At 30.7% G+C, this 16,919-nt stretch carries 18 protein-coding genes; 11 read left to right on the top strand and 7 right to left on the bottom strand.

What is annotated here, in order from left to right:
• Positions 1-69 precede the first annotated feature (69 nt).
• Entirely contained in the window at positions 70-816 is a 747-nt protein-coding gene (locus ABEB18_RS08805; RefSeq protein WP_348798909.1) for a glycosyltransferase family 2 protein, read from the bottom strand.
• 125 nt (positions 817-941) lie between these two features.
• Here ABEB18_RS08805 and ABEB18_RS08800 point away from each other — a divergent pair, with 125 nt between their 5' ends.
• The 3 genes from ABEB18_RS08800 to ABEB18_RS08790 are packed head-to-tail and all read left to right on the top strand — an operon-like array spanning position 942 to position 3,814.
• Positions 942-2,009, top strand: coding sequence for a glycosyltransferase family 9 protein (locus ABEB18_RS08800; RefSeq protein ID WP_348798907.1), 1,068 nt, complete (start codon positions 942-944; stop codon positions 2,007-2,009).
• Positions 2,010-2,066: 57 nt separating this feature from the next.
• Positions 2,067-3,026, top strand: a complete 960-nt coding sequence (locus ABEB18_RS08795; RefSeq protein WP_348798906.1) for a glycosyltransferase family 2 protein — start codon at positions 2,067-2,069, stop codon at positions 3,024-3,026.
• Positions 3,023-3,814 carry a glycosyltransferase family 2 protein gene (locus tag ABEB18_RS08790; RefSeq protein ID WP_348798905.1) on the top strand — a complete coding sequence of 264 codons (792 nt, stop codon included), beginning with the start codon at positions 3,023-3,025 and terminating at the stop codon, positions 3,812-3,814. The genes ABEB18_RS08795 and ABEB18_RS08790 overlap by 4 nt, the downstream gene beginning before the upstream one ends.
• Here the strand turns inward: ABEB18_RS08790 and ABEB18_RS08785 are convergent.
• On the bottom strand, positions 3,795-4,559 hold the full coding sequence (locus ABEB18_RS08785) for a Kdo domain containing protein (RefSeq protein ID WP_348798904.1): 765 nt from the start codon (positions 4,557-4,559) through the stop codon (positions 3,795-3,797). The genes ABEB18_RS08790 and ABEB18_RS08785 overlap by 20 nt on opposite strands.
• A gap of 222 nt (positions 4,560-4,781) precedes the next feature.
• Between ABEB18_RS08785 and ABEB18_RS08780 the strand changes: the two genes are divergently transcribed.
• The 8 genes from ABEB18_RS08780 to ABEB18_RS08745 all read left to right on the top strand — a co-directional run bounded on the left by ABEB18_RS08780 (position 4,782) and on the right by ABEB18_RS08745 (position 13,749).
• Entirely contained in the window at positions 4,782-5,708 is a 927-nt protein-coding gene (locus ABEB18_RS08780; RefSeq protein WP_348798902.1) for a glycosyltransferase family 2 protein, read from the top strand.
• Between the two features lie 98 nt (positions 5,709-5,806).
• Entirely contained in the window at positions 5,807-6,757 is a 951-nt protein-coding gene (locus ABEB18_RS08775) for a WaaS/CpsH family glycosyltransferase (protein ID WP_348798900.1), read from the top strand.
• 60 nt (positions 6,758-6,817) lie between these two features.
• On the top strand, positions 6,818-8,410 hold the full coding sequence (locus tag ABEB18_RS08770) for a capsule assembly Wzi family protein (protein WP_348798899.1): 1,593 nt from the start codon (positions 6,818-6,820) through the stop codon (positions 8,408-8,410).
• Between the two features lie 61 nt (positions 8,411-8,471).
• Positions 8,472-9,446, top strand: a complete 975-nt coding sequence (locus ABEB18_RS08765; RefSeq protein ID WP_348798898.1) for a glycosyltransferase family 2 protein — start codon at positions 8,472-8,474, stop codon at positions 9,444-9,446.
• A 290-nt stretch (positions 9,447-9,736) separates the two neighbouring features.
• The gene (locus ABEB18_RS08760) at positions 9,737-10,303 is read left to right on the top strand and encodes an L-threonylcarbamoyladenylate synthase (RefSeq protein WP_348798897.1); all 567 of its coding nucleotides are present in this window, start codon (positions 9,737-9,739) and stop codon (positions 10,301-10,303) included.
• Between the two features lie 65 nt (positions 10,304-10,368).
• Positions 10,369-11,787, top strand: coding sequence for a CCA tRNA nucleotidyltransferase (locus ABEB18_RS08755; RefSeq protein ID WP_348798895.1), 1,419 nt, complete (start codon positions 10,369-10,371; stop codon positions 11,785-11,787).
• Positions 11,788-11,790: 3 nt separating this feature from the next.
• Positions 11,791-12,813: a COX15/CtaA family protein gene (locus ABEB18_RS08750; RefSeq protein ID WP_348799059.1), complete on the top strand. Its 1,023-nt coding sequence runs from the start codon at positions 11,791-11,793 to the stop codon at positions 12,811-12,813.
• Positions 12,814-12,978: 165 nt separating this feature from the next.
• Complete coding sequence (locus tag ABEB18_RS08745) at positions 12,979-13,749, top strand: CDP-alcohol phosphatidyltransferase family protein (protein WP_348798894.1); 771 nt, start codon at positions 12,979-12,981, stop codon at positions 13,747-13,749.
• Positions 13,750-13,806: 57 nt separating this feature from the next.
• Here ABEB18_RS08745 and ABEB18_RS08740 read toward each other — a convergent pair whose 3' ends face one another.
• The 5 genes from ABEB18_RS08740 to ABEB18_RS08720 all read right to left on the bottom strand — a co-directional run bounded on the left by ABEB18_RS08740 (position 13,807) and on the right by ABEB18_RS08720 (position 16,919).
• Positions 13,807-14,412: a thioredoxin family protein gene (locus tag ABEB18_RS08740; protein WP_348798893.1), complete on the bottom strand. Its 606-nt coding sequence runs from the start codon at positions 14,410-14,412 to the stop codon at positions 13,807-13,809.
• A gap of 14 nt (positions 14,413-14,426) precedes the next feature.
• Entirely contained in the window at positions 14,427-14,903 is a 477-nt protein-coding gene (locus tag ABEB18_RS08735) for a TlpA family protein disulfide reductase (RefSeq protein ID WP_348798892.1), read from the bottom strand.
• Between the two features lie 444 nt (positions 14,904-15,347).
• Positions 15,348-16,118 (bottom strand): LytR/AlgR family response regulator transcription factor, encoded by a 771-nt coding sequence (locus tag ABEB18_RS08730; protein ID WP_348798891.1) that lies wholly within the window; start codon positions 16,116-16,118, stop codon positions 15,348-15,350.
• 128 nt (positions 16,119-16,246) lie between these two features.
• Positions 16,247-16,597: a 2TM domain-containing protein gene (locus ABEB18_RS08725; protein ID WP_348798890.1), complete on the bottom strand. Its 351-nt coding sequence runs from the start codon at positions 16,595-16,597 to the stop codon at positions 16,247-16,249.
• A gap of 16 nt (positions 16,598-16,613) precedes the next feature.
• The gene (locus tag ABEB18_RS08720; protein ID WP_348798889.1) at positions 16,614-16,919 is read right to left on the bottom strand and encodes a 2TM domain-containing protein; all 306 of its coding nucleotides are present in this window, start codon (positions 16,917-16,919) and stop codon (positions 16,614-16,616) included.

The following is a 16,919-nucleotide window of genomic DNA, read 5'->3' as shown; positions in this document are numbered from 1 at the left end:
TCGATTACTTATAAAGAGAAAGGTCTTAATTAAAAAATTAAGACCTTTTTTATTTTCAAGAAAAATGTGTTATTTCTTTTTTTGAATTTTAATCAGTTTAGCATATTTTGTATAGGAGAAAAAAGCTTGAATCATTGAAATAGTCAATCCATCGAGACCATTTAAAAAACCTTTTTTAAAAAAATAACATCTTACAAATGCAACGGTTCCGTTAAGGATGGGTTTGAACCAAGTAATCCTAAAACCTTCATCATAAAGCTGTTGAGCATGCCAACTCGAATATTGATTTTTCTTTGCAATGATCTGCTCCAACGATTCCCAACCATAGTGTAACAAGTGTACAGAAACTTTCTTTTCATTCGTAGTCACAATAGTTTGATGTACTTTGGCATCTGAAGGTCTGGCTGTTTTTTTATTAAAAAAACGAACTTTATGATCTGGATACCAACCCGCAAAATCAATTAATTTATCACCCAAAAAGTTTTTTACCCTAAAACTAAAAGCATCATAGTTTCCTTTTAAATATTCCCCTTTGAGAATAAATTGTTCAGCATCGGCATCCAAAAACTCATCGGCATCCAAATTAAGAATCCAATCGTTTTTACAATAGGGCAATCCATGAGAACGTTGTGGCCCATCTCCTAAAAAAGACTGTTCTATTACTATTGCTCCTTTTTCTTTTGCAATCTCAACCGTTCTATCTTTGCTCAAAGAATCGACAATAATTACTTCATCACAAACTTTAAAAAGCGCATCAATGCACTTCCCTATCATTTTTTCCTCATTAAAAGTAATAATCAAACCGCTAATTGCCATTGTGGTATTTATTTTTTTCTACAAAAATATATATTTTCAACTATAATTATACTATTTATAAATATTGCCTTTGCGAATATCTATAAATACTTTGTATTTTAGCATTTAAATTAAGTTTATTTAACATGAGAATTTTAGTTATTCAACAAAAAAGAATTGGCGACGTACTGACAAGCACTATTATATGTAACAATTTAAAACAACAATACCCACAACACATAATTGATTACATGTGCTACACCAATAGTCTTGACGTATTAACTGGCAATTCTAACATAGATAACGTAATTCCTCTTCCTCATAAAATTAGAAAAAATTACTTTTCCTTATTCAAGTTTATTTTTGAAATAAGAGCCAAAAAATATGATGTTGTAATTGATGTTTACAATAAATTGGAAACTAATTTGATTACAATGTTTGCAGGGTCTAAAATTAAAGTTGCTTATTACAAATGGTACACTCAATTTTTCTACACTCATAATTTAAAGCGTTTTAAAAATACGGAAAAGCCAAAATATGGTTTCGCAATTGACAACAGGCTTTTATTATTAGAACCTCTAAATCTTAAGAAAGAGTCTCTTGACCCCTACCCCAAATTATTTATAAACCCTGAAGAAGAAAAACAGACCATTTCACTTTTTGAAAAACACCATATCGATCCGAATAAAAAAATAATTATGATTAGCCTATTGGGAAGTGAGAAAAACAAAACTTATCCATTAGAATACATGACCAAAGTAGTTGAATATGTTGCCAAACATGAAAACGTAACCATACTTTTTAACTATTTTGAAAGTCAAATTGACGATGCTAAGTTGATATATGATGCTTGTTCACTAGAAGCTAAAGAAAAAATTCGTTTTGATCTTTTCGGAAAAGATTTAAGATCGTTCATAGCAATCATGAATCAATGTAATTTAATTATTGGTAATGATGGAGGCGCAATCAATATGGCAAAAGCATTAAACAAACCTGCTTTTATCATTTTTTCACCTTTTGTAGAAAAAAATATTTGGGCAACTTTTGAAGATGGCCTAAAAAACATTTCAGTTCATTTGAAAGACTTTAGACCTGATTTATTTGTAGATATTAGCCACAAGGAAATAAAGAACAACCACAAAGAATTATATAAATTATTGGCACCCGAATTGTTTAAAGACAAGATTGATTACTTTATAAACAACAACATTTAAGGTGAATCATAGCATTTAAAAGTTTCTATTCAAACCATAACCGAATCAAATAAGATAATGGATATTTCAATTATCATAGTCAACTATAAAAGTTGGAATCCATTGCGTAAATGTTTGGAGTCGATTCTATCAGCCAATAATTCGAATATAAAATTTGAAGTAATCATTGTTGACAATTTTTCCGATGACAATCAATTAGAGACTTTCAAAAAAGAATTTGACACTTTTATTTTTATAAAAAGCGCTAGCAATTTGGGGTTTGCATACGGATGTAATCTTGGTGTCAAACAAGCAAAAGGAAAATATTTATTATTTTTAAATCCAGACACCACAATCGCATCAAACACACTTGAAGTCTTGTACTCAACCTACAATACCCAGCCCGAAATAGGAATTCTATCGTGTCTTCAAAGGAATAAGAATAATCATTTTTACAATCAAAAAAACATTTTCCCATCATTATTCCATCTATTTGGTATAAGCCGACATATATATAGAAAGACAAGTACCCATTTTGACACAAAAGAAACTGTTTTTTATCCGGATTGGGTTTCGGGAGCAGTAATTTACATGAGTCAAGATTTATTAAAACAAGTAAACGGATGGAATGAAGATTATTGGCTGTATTATGAAGATGTCGAAATTTGCAAAAAAATTAGTTTAAAGAATATGAAAATTGCCGTAACCCGCAATACTACAATTCACCATGAACACGGAGGTTCTACACGAAATGATTTTAAAACTATGCACATTTGCAAAACCGAAGTACTCATTTCGAAACATGTTTATATCAGCAATAATTTTAAGTCATTGTCAAAAATACCAGCACATTTTTTTCTTATACTATTTACACTTATTGAAAAAAGCACACTTTCGGTCATAAGTCTCTTTTGGTTTACAAATCAAAAATTAAAAACCAACAGATACATCCTGAAAAATCTACTGATTTATTATGTTGACGTGATCAAAAAGCAAACATGGTTGAGCAATCGATCTATAAATTATCAAAAACTATGACCGATGGCAATTGGATAAAAATTTCGGTTTTAATCATAACTTTAAATGAAGAAAAGCATTTAAAAAGTTTACTGTCAAACCTTGATTTTGCTGATGAAATAATTATTGTTGATTCATACAGCACTGATGAAACAGAAACTATTGCTAAATCTTTTTCTAAAGTAACTTTTATACAACATGAATTTGAAAATTTTTCGGCTCAAAGAAATTTTGCTATCTCCCAAGCCAAAAACGACTGGATATTATTCTTAGATGCTGACGAGGTACTAACACCCGAATTAAAACAAGAAATACTAGAAACATTCCAAAACAACCCTATTTATTCCGCTTATTATTTTGAAAGAACATTCATGTTTCAGGATAAAATTCTTAAATATAGTGGTAACCAAACCGATAAAATTTTCAGGCTTTTCAATAAAAATCTTGCTCGATATGATGAAAAACGCTTAGTACATGAAAAACTAATTGTTAATGGAAAAATTGGTTCATTAAAAAACAAACTGATTCATCATTCTTACGCATCTTATCAGGATTACAAAGACAAAATTATTTTTTACGGTAAATTCAAAGCTCAGGAAAAATTTGCAAAAAAAACAAAACCTTTCTATTTACTTCAAATTTTGCATCCAATTTATAATTTTATATACAATTATATCATTCGATTAGGTATTCTTGACGGCAAGAAAGGAATTATTATTTGTTACCTAAACGCTTATTCTATAGCAGTTCGTTACAACGAATTAAGAAGGCTCTGGAAAGAAAACACAATTATTTCTTCCAAAACTTAAGTTGTTTTTTTAATCGTTTCTTTCTGTAGAATTTTTCTTGAAAATCTGAAGTATATTGCCAAAGGGTATTAAAAATTAACTCCTCTGATTCACCAGAAATTTTAGCATATTCATTACTCATTATCGCTACCATTTCTTTTACAGGAGTCAATCGGCAAAGATTTTTCATACGTAGATTAAACGACATCGATTCGTGAAAACTCATTCGATTTAAATCCACCAAAAAGAAATCATACTCCCCTTCGCTATTGCATTTGATCAAAGTATTTCCTGGTGAATGATCTTTGAATTCGATCCCTTTTTGGTGCAATGAATAGGAAAAACGAGTAAACTGTCGCAAAATATTTTCATGATCTGGATAAGTCGGAATTTCGACCAACTCTCTATAAGTCAAATCACACTGAAGATGTTCGCTAGCATAATAACTATCTTTTAGCCCTAACCAACTGTAATTTTCGAGATAAGCAATGGGCATAGGAGTACCAATTCCTCTTTCTAATAAAATCGTAGCGTACTCAAAAGAACGTCTGGCTTTTGATTTTCTAAAATATCGGTAAGCAATCTTATTGATTAAATTAGGAATTTTAAATGATTTGACATTCATGGTCAATCCTTCAATTTCAAACAATTTTATGATGTTTCTTTTACCATCACCAAACAGTTTTCCTGTGATTTTAAAATCAGAAATTGAAAGTAAAATTTTATCTTTCATGGATTTAAAAGAAGGTGATACTATATAGTTCATCGAAAAAATATTAGATTACAAAAGTAAGAATCGCTTCCTAAACTTCAAATATTTTGTGTAATTTCGCCCAAAAGACAAATTATAAATTTCTCCTAATTATACTTTGATTACTTCAAAATACAATTAGACAAAAAAAGTCTTCAAGGCTTTTTTAGGTCTTAATCAAAATTTAAAATTAGACCAATAAAAACCCTTATCCAAAAACAACCCAATATTTGCAATATGTTTGACATAGCTATAATTCTTATCAATTACAATTCAAGTAAACACACTATAAATTGTATAGAATCTATAATTCAAAAAAACTCCAAAGAATTAAACTATCAAATTATCATAACCGATAATTGTTCTGCAAAAGAAGATTATTTACATCTAAAAAACTATTGTGATACTCACTCTTTACCAAATCTAGAATTACATAGAAGCAATATCAACACTGGTTTTGGAGGTGGAAATATGAATGGTATTCAATATGCTAATGCAAAATATTATGCTTTCATAAATAATGATACCGTATTATTGAATGATTGTTTATCGATTCTTAAAAATGCTTTAGACCATAACCAAAATATTGGAATTGCAGGAGGTCAAGCCTATAATGAAAATGGAAAACAAATAATATCCTTTGATCATTTTACATCTCCTGTAAAAGAAATCATTGGACGCTTTTTTCTAGAGTCTATTAACCCCAAAAAATATCCAAAAAGAAAAAAAGAATACACAGAACCTATTCAAGTTGGATTTGTTCAAGGAAGTTTTATGTTTTTAAGAGCTTCTGATTTTAATGAAATTGGAGGTTTTGACACCAATATTTTTCTTTATTATGAAGAAACAGATTTATGCCTAAGATTGCTAAGAAACAACAAAAATGCGTTTTTAATTCCAGAAGCTAAATTCATTCATTTGCATGGAGCTAGCACAGAACAAAGATCGATTGCAATAAAGAAAGAATTAAAGATATCGCTGCTATATGTTATTCGAAAATACTATGGATTCTTCGGACATAAAATTATCTTGTTACATCTGATAGTAAAGTATTTTTTTAGCAGTATCACCAAACCTAAAAACTGGACTCTTTTTCTTTTATTAATCAACGGAGCACCTATAAGTAAATCTCTAAAAACAAAACAAACCATTATAAAACTATAGCTGCACTTTAAAAAACTGTTCGGTAGTTTTTTTTCAAACTTTAATCAAATTGAAAGTTGATTTTTTAAAGTAGCAATTTGAATATCAAAATTCATTTTATGCAAATTACGATAATAAGTTATGACAACTGGGGATTAAACGAGCATCTCAAAAATGTACTGGAAGAAAATGGTCATACTGTTTGTCATATTAACCTCTTTGCCTTTAAACATCAATACACCAACTTATCATCCAAAATATACAACTTTATTTCGAAAACAATCTTCAAAAAAAACATCAAAGGAGTTTATTACGGCAAAGAAATACTCAACAAATTAAGCCAAAACAATGAATTCCAAGATCTAATTTTAACCATAAAAGGAGATTTTATTGATTCGGATTCTATACTAGAATTTAAAAAATTTGGCCGTAAATCTATTGCTTTTTTTAATGACAGTACAGAACGATGTCCTAAAATAAGCAAGGTTATTCACGCCTTTGACAAAGTTTATTCGTTTGAAAAAAAAGATTGCGAAAAATACAACTTAAACTTTATTACCAACTGGATTTATCCGATGGATTCGAGCAATTCAAATAAAAACCAGTTACATCTTTACAATATCAGTTCGAGAGACAAAAGAACATCACTGCTTTCTAAAATAGCTCGAACTTTAAAAGAAAATAATATCGGTTATAAAATCGTTATATATGATAAAAAAAACAGAAAACAGGATCCTAACTTAGAATACACCTCTAAACCTATTCCGTTAAACAAAGTATGGGAGCATTTGCAAAACGCCAAAGTCTTACTGGACATCAACAGAGATAAACAAAACGGACTTACTTTTAGAGTTTTTGAAAGTATCGGTTTAGAAAAAAAACTAATTACCACGAATAAAGACATTCAAAATTATAATTTCTATAACCCTAACAACATTTTAATCATAGACGAGAAAAACCCCATAATTCCTTTAACTTTTTTCAATACAGATTACGAAAAGATTCCAAATCATATCGTAGAAGAATACAGTATTAAAAAATGGTTACATAAAATTCTAAATCAGGATTAACTATTTTAAATAATTATATTTGCATCCTAAATACCCCTTATTACTTACAAAAAAACATTCATGAAAGTACATTTCTCTATTTTAATTCTTTTAATTTCTGGATTATCATTAAAAGCACAAAACATACCCGTTGGATCTATTGATATGATAGAACAAAGAAGTAGAAACGAACAATTATTAGGCAATTCAAACCCACTTATATCTTATACATTAAGACCATTAGATTTAAAGCTTATTGATAGTACACAAGCTACCGAGGAGCAATACAAAAAAACAATAATAAAAGTACTCCCTATAACTTTTATTCAGCAATACAATACTTTTAGACCATATGATTGGAATGACGGGGCGATGGTTCCTACCAAAGGATACCAAAGCTATTTGAGTGCTGGAGGTTATTTTAAGCACGGGATTTTAAGTATTCAATTAAAGCCAGAACTGGTTTATGCCTCAAATCTTGATTATGATCTTTTTCCCTTGACAGAATCTAATTCGGCACGAATTCGCAACGCATTTTACTTAAACCACACAGATTTACCAGCTCCTTTTGGAGATCAATCCTATAGCAAAGTACTATGGGGGCAAAGTAACATCATGCTTAATATTAAAAAATTTTCAATTGGGGTTTCGACAGAAAATTTATGGTGGGGACCAGGTGTTCGCAACTCATTACTTATGAGCAACACAGCATCAGGGTTTTTACATGCCACATTAAAAACTAACAAACCAATCGAAACTTTTTTAGGAAGTTTTGAAGGGCAAATTATCTCAGGTAAACTAGAAGGATCAGGGTTTACAAGTCCAAAATCACAATTCATAATTGATGGTATAGACTACGAAATCCCTAAATCTACCGATTGGCGTTACATCAATGGTCTTTCTATAAATTACCAGCCAAAATGGGTTCCAGGCTTATTTTTGGGGCTAAACAGAACCATACAAACCTATCGAGAAGATATGGGGCATGAATTTACCGATTATTTTCCAATCTTTGATCCTTTCCAAAAAAAGCACCTCCCAGAAGAAGATTCTAAAGATAGAGATCAATTGGCTTCACTGTTTTTTAGATGGGTGATGAAAGAATCAAAATTTGAATTTTATGGAGAATACGGATGGAACGATCATTCCTCAACCATTTGGGATTTGTACGATTCGCCAGAGCATTCTAGAGCTTACCTTTTTGGATTCAACAAATTATTCATGCTCAATAAATACAAAAACAAATATCTAAAAGTAGGTTTTGAAACCACACATTTAGAACAAACTGCAGATCGTATCGTTAGACCAGCTGGCGCATGGTACATGCATGGAAGCATTTTGCACGGATATACAAACCGCGGAGAAGTTTTAGGCGCTGGAATTGGTCCAGGTGGTAATTTACAAACATTAGATGTTAGTGTTTGGGAAAAAGATTTCGTTTGGGGTGTTCAATTAGAAAGATATGCTCATAACCTTGATTTTTATTATGACGCCTACGACTTTTACGATCATAAATGGGTTGATGCTAGACTAAACACTTATGCCTATAAGAAAATTGGTAATTTAGGAATACAAGCAAAATTGAATTTCTCTCAATTAAGAAATTTTCAATACCAATTTGAAGTTAACAAATACAATACCCAATTTCAGCTTTCATTACAGTATCAATTGTAAAACAAACAACACATTAGCCTATTAACCCCATTTATCATCTGATCACAACGCAAAATTAATTATGAAACTATCTGTAGCTTTATGTACTTATAATGGTGAAAAATACATTCAAAAACAACTCGAAAGTATTCTAAATCAATCTATGGAAGTTGACGAAATAGTTATTTGTGATGACGGATCTAATGACAAAACGATAGCTATCCTAGAACAATTTCAATTGAAAAAACCTGGTAAAATATTTTTATACAAAAACCAAATAAACCTAGGAAGCACAAAAAATTTTGAAAAAGCAATTACAATCTGTACAGGCGATTATATTTTTTTGAGCGATCAAGATGATATTTGGAAAGAAAATAAAGTAGAAAAAATCATCCAGTATTTCTCAGCAAATCCATCTTTAGAGGGCGTTTTTACTAATGGTGATATAATTAACGAAAATGAAACAATTTACAACCACACACTCTGGGATGCCGTTTTTTTTATTGAAAATCAATTAGAAAAACCAATTGATTTATTTAAATTAATGAGTTCTAAAAGAAATATGGTTACTGGTGCAACGCTTTGCTTCAAAAAAGAAGCTAAAGATTTCATCTTGCCTTTTCCAGAACTCAAAAAATACCATCACGATGAATGGATTGCACTTAACATTGGTTTTCGAAATAAACTAAATTACATCCCTGAAAATCTAATCTCATACCGAATCCATTCGGAACAACAAATTGGTGGTAAAAAAAATATTAAAAAAAATCTCACCCAAAGACATATTAATCTTTCAAACTATATTCTAGAAAAACAACAACCAACTACCTATAAAGATATCAATCAATTAACAAAAACATATTTTCGCAATTATTTAAAATTTAGAGTCTTTGCAAAAAATGCCAAAAGAAACTGCCCAATCAATTTTGAGGAAATAAGCCAAAACAACTTAGCTTTGTACAAAAAATGGAGTGCTATTCAAAAAAAATGCAATCCACTTTTTTATTTTTTCAAAATAATATCAGATCGCATCAGAGGGAAAAGACAATTAAAATAAGATCAATATTCTTTTACATTTCAATTCCTATTCAATTTTGATGATACTATTAGCAATGGTTTCAAAAATGTAATCAATAATTTTAATTGATTAACTTCTCAAAATTATCGCAATAGATATTATTTTTGCATTTTATTACCCTTTTACAGAAAGTTAGAAAAGAAAATCTAAAAAATGCGCTTTTCTTATCAATATCATTGTCCACTTTAAAATGATTATAAAAACGAACTAAAAACAATGATAAAAAAAGTGTAATAAAACTAAAACATTGATTAAATAAAGATTAAAAAATGGATATCAATCAAGAAGTACATAATGCATTTGAAATAATAAAAGAAGGAGGAATCATCCTCTATCCTACTGATACCGTTTGGGGAATTGGTTGTGATGCCACTAATCCAGAAGCCGTTGCAAAAATCTTCAAACTCAAACAACGTGCTGAAACACAAAGTATGATTTGTTTAATGAATGGCGAAAGAATGATTTACAATGTTTTCAAAGAAATTCCAGAAGTAGCCTGGCAAATTATAGATGTATCCGAAAATCCAACTACATTAGTTTTAGACAACCCGAGAAATGTAGCTTCAAATTTGATTGCAACCGATAACACATTGGCCATGCGAATCGTTAAGGAACCATTTTGCTTCAAACTAATGGAACGTATGAAAAAACCTCTAGTTTCTACTTCGGCAAATATTTCTGGCCAACCAACACCAAAAAGTTTCAAAGAAATCAGTCCAGAAATTATAAAAGGAGTTGACTATGTTGTAAATTTGCACCACGATAAAATTGCTGGAAAACCTTCAACAATCATCAAATTAACGAATGATTGTCAGGTAAAAGTGATTCGCAAATAGTTTGCAGCACTCAGTTTTCAGTTTTCAGTTACACAACTTTAAACTTTAAACTTTAAAAAATAATAATGACTTACAAATCAGCCTTAAATAATAAAATCTTCGAAATCATATCGAAAGCATCTCAAGAACTTAATATAGAAAGTTATGTCATTGGTGGTTTTGTACGTGACTTGCTTTTAAACAGGGGTTCTAAAAAAGATATTGACATTGTTGCTGTTGGGAGCGGAATCGAATTGGCCTTAAAAGTATCCGATTTGTTACCTAAAAAACCTAAAGTTCAGGTTTTTAAAACCTACGGAACCGCCATGTTACGTTTTGAAGATACCGATATTGAATTTGTAGGAGCAAGAAAAGAATCCTATAATCTTGATAGCCGAAATCCGATTGTTGAAAACGGAACGCTTCAAGACGACCAAAATAGACGTGATTTTACCATAAATGCTCTCGCTTTATCTTTAAATCCCAATACATTTGGTGAACTTTTAGATCCTTTCGGGGGAATTTCTGACTTAGAAAACAAAGTCATAAAAACCCCTCTTGACCCAGACATTACTTTCTCGGATGACCCATTAAGAATGCTTAGAGGAATTCGTTTTGCCACGCAATTGGGCTTTGAAATTGATTCGTATTCATTGAATTCTATTACCCAAAATGCACATCGTATTAAAATCATTTCTGGCGAACGAATAGTCGAAGAACTCAACAAAATACTTTCGACAGATAAGCCCTCTGTCGGGTTTTTATTACTATACAAAACAGGACTTTTGGATATTATCCTTCCCGAATTGACTGCTTTAAACCAAGTGGAAGAAATAGAAGGTCACACCCATAAAAACAATTTTTACCACACCCTAGAAGTTGTTGATAATATTTGCCCTCATACAAACGATGTTTGGCTACGCTGGGCTGCTTTATTACATGACATCGGAAAAGCTCCCACCAAACGCTTTAATAAAAAACAAGGCTGGACATTTCACGGTCATGAGTTTCTTGGCGGAAAAATGGCAAAAAAAATATTCGAACGCCTACATATGCCATTGAATCACAAAATGAAATTTGTTCAAAAAATGGTTATCATGAGTTCACGTCCAATTGTTTTGGCTCAAGATATCGTTACCGATTCTGCTGTGAGACGTTTGGTTTTTGATGCTGGCGAAGATGTCGAACATTTAATGACGTTATGTGAAGCCGACATAACCACTAAGAATCCTAATAAATTCCGAAAATACCACGCTAACTTTGAAATCGTTAGAAAAAAAATTATCGAAGTAGAAGAAAGAGATCACGTCCGAAATTTTCAACCACCTATTTCGGGAGAAGAAATTATGGAATTGTTTAATCTACAGCCATCTCGTGAAATCGGAATTCTGAAAGAAGCCGTAAAAGAAGCAATTTTAGAGGGCGAAATCGCAAACGATTATCAAGCCGCTTATGATTTTGTTGTAAAAAAAGGTGAAAAATTAGGATTAAAAAAACATAAATAAAAAATCATGAAAGAAAATAAATCAGTTATTATTTGGCTACTATCAGGTTGTTTACTATTGTTTATTATGGTAATAGTGGGCGGAATTACCCGACTTACAAACTCTGGACTTTCTATGACCGATTGGCATTTAGTAACAGATACTTTACCTCCATTGACGGAAGCAAAATGGGAAGAAACTTTTGAGCAATACAAGCAATTTCCTGAATACCAAAAAATAAATATCCATAATGATTTTACTTTGGATGATTATAAATTCATCTATTTCTGGGAATGGTTTCACCGCTTTATAGGCAGAATTATTGGCTTAGTATTCCTCGTTCCTTTCGTTTATTTCTTAATCAGGAAACGTCTTTCTAGCGAAACAATTAAAAAATGTGTGGTCTTGTTGGCTATGGGTGGTTTTCAAGGTTTTTTAGGATGGTTTATGGTAAAAAGCGGTTTGATAGACAATCCAGATGTAAGCCATTTTAGACTTTCTCTGCATCTAACTTTTGCTTTCATAACCTTTGCATACACCCTTTGGGTTGCCTTAGATTTGATATATCCCGACAAGAGTCAAATTATTTTTCCTTTAAAAAAACTAGCGCGTTACACTCTCTTTTTTCTTATTGTTCAAATTATCTACGGCGGATTTGTGGCAGGTTTAAATGCTGGTTTAATACATAATCATTGGCCACTAATGAGTGACGGACAATTCTTTCACGAAAGTATCGCTTTAGAAAAAGACAGCTGGTTACTTAGACTTACAGAAGGAAAAAGTGGCGTTCAATTTGTACATCGAACAATGGCTTATGTAGTAGTAGGATTAATTTTAGCTTTATACTTTAAAAGTAAAAAATTTGCATTATCTGTACCTCAAAAAAACGGAATCCATTCTTTGGTAATTATCGTTTTTATTCAATTCGGTTTAGGTGTTTTTACATTATTGTACCATGTACCTCTTTGGTTGGGTTTAACACATCAAATTGTAGCTTTCTTTTTGCTAACAGCAATGACTTACACACTGCATCGATTGAGCAAATAGCGATATCTATTTACAAATTCAAAACGCTTTTGGCATATCCCTGATGTATCCAAAAGCGTTTTTAGCATTTATATATTATGACAACGCTATCAAATTGTTAAAATAGCATTACTTTTGTAATTCGACCCTGTTGTCGCATCTTAATAATTTCAAAAAAATATTAAAATGCCGAAACTAGCTGTACAAAATCAATTTCTTGATCTATCCGATTACGGTAGGCCTTTTGCTCGGTTTTTTGCAAACCAATTAAAAAGCACTCGTTTTACTCCTATTCAAGTAACCTTAGTTTTTGGAGTTTGTGGTTTAGCCGGAGTTTATTGTGTATTGCAAAACCAGTATTATTTTGCAGCTTTTTTTATCATTTTAAAATCAATTATCGATGCGATTGATGGCGAATTGGCTCGGGCAAAAAATACCCCTTCTTACTCTGGAAGATATCTCGATAGTATATTTGATATTATTCTAAATTTTTTGCTTTTATTGGCTATTGGCCATGTTTCCGAAACTTCTTTTTGGATCACTTTTATCGCATTTATCTGTATTCAATTGCAAGGCACACTTTATAATTACTACTATGTAATCATTAGACATCAATCAAAAGGAGCCGATAAAACCAGTAATATTTTCGAAAATAAAATCCCGAAAGCATTACCTGGGGAGAATCAAAAAGCGGTAAACATCCTATTTACATTGTATACTCTTTTTTATGGTATTTTCGATCAAATAATCTATACATTAGAATATGATGCTTGCAAAGTAAATAAGTTTCCGAATTGGTTTATGACACTACTTTCTTTCTACGGATTAGGATTTCAATTGCTACTTATGGCCATACTGCTTAGTCTAAATAAAGTGGTGCTAATTGCGCCTTTTTTTATTAGTTATTCGGTATTATTATTTGTTTTGATTGGAATCAGAAAAAAATATATCCGATAAAAAAAGAGTAAAAACAACCTATGTTTTTACTCTTTTCTAAATCGATTTTCAACAAAACTATTTCTTTGCTTTGATAGAACAACCTATAGCTTTGGTTGTTTCTGGCGAAGGAGTTTTTCCTTTTTCTAATGCTGCAATCGCATTTTCAAGGTATTTTTCTTTTACATCACTAGCGCTATCAACATTATCATCGATAGCTCCAATGTATTTTACAACTAGGTTTTTATCTAATAAAAAAGCATGAGGCGTTTTAGTAGCTCCATATTGCGGATATATTTTTTGGCCTTCGTCAAACAAATACGGAAAAACAAAACCTTTTTCATTAGCTCTAGTTTTCATCAATTCAAAGCTATCTTCGGGTTGTACCGCAGGATCATTAGGATTTATAGCTAATAAAATATAACCTTTTGATTTGTACTTTTTGGCCAATTCATTTATTCTATCTTCATACTTAACCGCAAAAGGGCAATGATTGCAGGTAAAAACCACAATAAAGCCTTTAGCGTCTTTATAATCGGCCATACTATACATTCTACCATCAACAGATTTTAATTTAAAATCCGTGGCTTTATCACCAATTTTGTATGGCGTTGGAACATTAGTTGTAAAAGCTGAAAGAAAAAAAACAGCAACCAATGCTAAACAAGAAAACATTTTTTTCATAATTATTGTGAGATTTAGTTAATATTATTGTTTACAAATTCATCCAGTTCTTGATCGCTAGAAAAACTTCTTTCGGCAAAAACTTTCTTTCCATCTTTAAGAATCAAAGTTGCCGGAATAGATCCTGACCAATCTTTATCGACCAAAGGAAGCCAACTATTATAATCTTTATCGGTTAGCAAAACGACTTCAGATTGAATGTTTTTTCGTTTCAAAAAAGGCAATAAAGTTGACTCATATTGTTTCTTAAAATCCAAGCTTACAAGCACTACTTTTACCTTCCTATTTTGTGAATTTAAATTTTCAAAATGAGGCAATTCTTTTACACAAGGAGCACACCAAGTAGCCCAAAAATTGACTACATAAATTGTGTTTTTATCACTCAAAATTTCTTTTTCTAACGTTGTGTAATTTTCAAAAATTCTTACATTTTGAGCATCTATTTGGTACGAAAAAAAAAGTACAAAAAACAAGACCGAAAGACGTTTCATACTGATTGATTTATTTTAATTAATTGATCTAATTTACAATCTTCAGTTTGTATTGAAATCAAAATTAACAAAAAATTATTTGTAGATAAAAACTATTAAATATTGAAAAAATAATAATTTTTGATTATTTATTACTTCAATACAATTTCACCCAATTAAGATTAAAAGGAAGAAACAGAAGTAGAAAGTGAGGTCTCAAAACAAAAATGAGCTGATAAAAAATTGAAATTTATCAGCTCATTATTTTACTAAAACAACTCTTAAAGAAGTGATATCAACTTCATGTTTTCAAAATTTAAAATTCTGATTTTTATCCCAAAAAAGAGCTAAAAATACCTAAAAACAGTCAAAAAACCACTATAGATATTCTCTATATTGAATAGTTATGAAATTAATTACCAGTGCATTAAGTAAAACTACTTAAACCGTAAAAATAATTAAAATTTAACCGATCCAATTTTTAAAATCTGAGACTTTTTCTCGACTCACAACTACCTCATCGTCTCTAAAAGTTGGCAAAATAATCTTCAATCTGGAATTGCTGTACACCGAAATTTCCTTTATCGCTTTCAGAGAAATGATAAATTTTCTACTGATTCTATAAAATGCAGTTGGATCAATTTCTTGCTCTAAAAGCTCGAGAGTTGTATCTATTAAATAATCCCTATTATCAAAAGTATGAATATAGGTTCCTTTGTTTTCACTAAAAAAGCATTCGACCTCATCAATAGAAATCACTTTAAGATGTTGTCCTATTTTTACGGTAAAGCGTTTTTTGTATGTTTTTTCAAAAGGGTTTATAAGCATCTTTTTGATTTGCTCGAAGTCTAATTGCATCGATTTATTTCCTACAAAATTTACAGACTCAAATCGGCTTTTAAATTTCAAAATAGCCGTTTCCAAATCGTCTTCATCGATGGGTTTTAAGAGATAATCAATACTATTTAATTTGAATGCTTTTAATGCATATTCATCATAAGCAGTAGTAAAAATTATAGCGCTTTTTATATCTATAGTTTCGAAGATCTCGAAGGACAATCCATCGGATAATTGGATGTCTAAAAATATCAAATCGGGATGTTCATTTTGAGAAAACCAATTCAAAGCTTCTTCTACAGAATGAAGCATCACTCCCACTTCGATATTCTGTTTTTCGAGTTTACGTTGCAACAACCTTGCAGCTGGTTTTTCGTCTTCAATAATTATTGTTGTCATTGAAAAGTTATTTAAAATTTAAAAGATTGTTTAAAGATTTAAGTCTGACTAAAATTGTTGATGATTATATTAAGAACAAGATTTAAGATTTAAGATTTAAGTCTAAAGACCGAATACTGAATACTATTTCACTCCCATTTTTTTCTTTCCTCTTCTTTCATGAATTGTTTAATTTTTCTTTCTTCCCAATCGGAGCTAAAAAAAATAGTACGTCCAAAAGCAGAAACCCAATGTCCGAACAAACCTATTCCCCAAAAAAAGAGAGTTGAAAAATTCCAAAAATTCCAAAATTCTGCTTTCCCAAAATCTGACCAATTAAGATTACCACAAATTATAAAAGCATTCACCAAGACGTAAACCATCAAATGAATATAAAATCCTTTGATTCTTTGTACTTTTTTATACGCTATATGATAATCATCGTCTAATTCGTATTGCTCACCATACAACTCCTTCAAGTGTCTTTTAAATTTTCCCATTTTATTTAAAATTAAATCAGTCCCATTTCTGTTTTTTATTTTTTTCTTCTTCTAAAAACTCATTCAATTTTTTTTGTTCCCATTCTTTGTTCAAAAAAGGGAAATAACCAAAGGTTTTTAGACCTTTATAAGCCAAAATTGCTCCCAACCAAAATACTGGCCAATAAAACCACAAGCGATTAGGAGAAGTCACTAGATTTACGGTTATCAAAATAACACTGATTACTAAAAACGATTTTACCTTATGGTAAAATCGTTTTATTTCTGCGACTCTAGCTTTGGCTCTAGCATAGCGTTCTTCCTCAGTTTCAAAATTTTCCAT

Origin of the sequence: Flavobacterium adhaerens (genome assembly GCF_040045115.1) — a bacterium.
Taxonomy (GTDB): Bacteria; Bacteroidota; Bacteroidia; order Flavobacteriales; family Flavobacteriaceae; genus Flavobacterium; species Flavobacterium adhaerens.
This window is presented reverse-complemented; position numbering and strand designations above follow the sequence as displayed.

Excerpts from the sequence above, each read along its gene's own strand:
- ABEB18_RS08805 (WP_348798909.1), bottom strand. The coding sequence starts at position 816 with ATGGCAATTAGCGGTTTGATTATTACTTTTAATGAGGAAAAAATGATA.
- ABEB18_RS08800 (WP_348798907.1), top strand. The coding sequence starts at position 942 with ATGAGAATTTTAGTTATTCAACAAAAAAGAATTGGCGACGTACTGACA.
- ABEB18_RS08795 (WP_348798906.1), top strand. The coding sequence starts at position 2,067 with ATGGATATTTCAATTATCATAGTCAACTATAAAAGTTGGAATCCATTG.
- ABEB18_RS08790 (WP_348798905.1), top strand. The coding sequence starts at position 3,023 with ATGACCGATGGCAATTGGATAAAAATTTCGGTTTTAATCATAACTTTA.
- ABEB18_RS08785 (WP_348798904.1), bottom strand. The coding sequence starts at position 4,559 with ATGAACTATATAGTATCACCTTCTTTTAAATCCATGAAAGATAAAATT.
- ABEB18_RS08780 (WP_348798902.1), top strand. The coding sequence starts at position 4,782 with ATGTTTGACATAGCTATAATTCTTATCAATTACAATTCAAGTAAACAC.
- ABEB18_RS08775 (WP_348798900.1), top strand. The coding sequence starts at position 5,807 with ATGCAAATTACGATAATAAGTTATGACAACTGGGGATTAAACGAGCAT.
- ABEB18_RS08770 (WP_348798899.1), top strand. The coding sequence starts at position 6,818 with ATGAAAGTACATTTCTCTATTTTAATTCTTTTAATTTCTGGATTATCA.
- ABEB18_RS08765 (WP_348798898.1), top strand. The coding sequence starts at position 8,472 with ATGAAACTATCTGTAGCTTTATGTACTTATAATGGTGAAAAATACATT.
- ABEB18_RS08760 (WP_348798897.1), top strand. The coding sequence starts at position 9,737 with ATGGATATCAATCAAGAAGTACATAATGCATTTGAAATAATAAAAGAA.
- ABEB18_RS08755 (WP_348798895.1), top strand. The coding sequence starts at position 10,369 with ATGACTTACAAATCAGCCTTAAATAATAAAATCTTCGAAATCATATCG.
- ABEB18_RS08745 (WP_348798894.1), top strand. The coding sequence starts at position 12,979 with ATGCCGAAACTAGCTGTACAAAATCAATTTCTTGATCTATCCGATTAC.
- ABEB18_RS08740 (WP_348798893.1), bottom strand. The coding sequence starts at position 14,412 with ATGAAAAAAATGTTTTCTTGTTTAGCATTGGTTGCTGTTTTTTTTCTT.
- ABEB18_RS08735 (WP_348798892.1), bottom strand. The coding sequence starts at position 14,903 with ATGAAACGTCTTTCGGTCTTGTTTTTTGTACTTTTTTTTTCGTACCAA.
- ABEB18_RS08730 (WP_348798891.1), bottom strand. The coding sequence starts at position 16,118 with ATGACAACAATAATTATTGAAGACGAAAAACCAGCTGCAAGGTTGTTG.
- ABEB18_RS08725 (WP_348798890.1), bottom strand. The coding sequence starts at position 16,597 with ATGGGAAAATTTAAAAGACACTTGAAGGAGTTGTATGGTGAGCAATAC.
- ABEB18_RS08720 (WP_348798889.1), bottom strand. The coding sequence starts at position 16,919 with ATGGAAAATTTTGAAACTGAGGAAGAACGCTATGCTAGAGCCAAAGCT.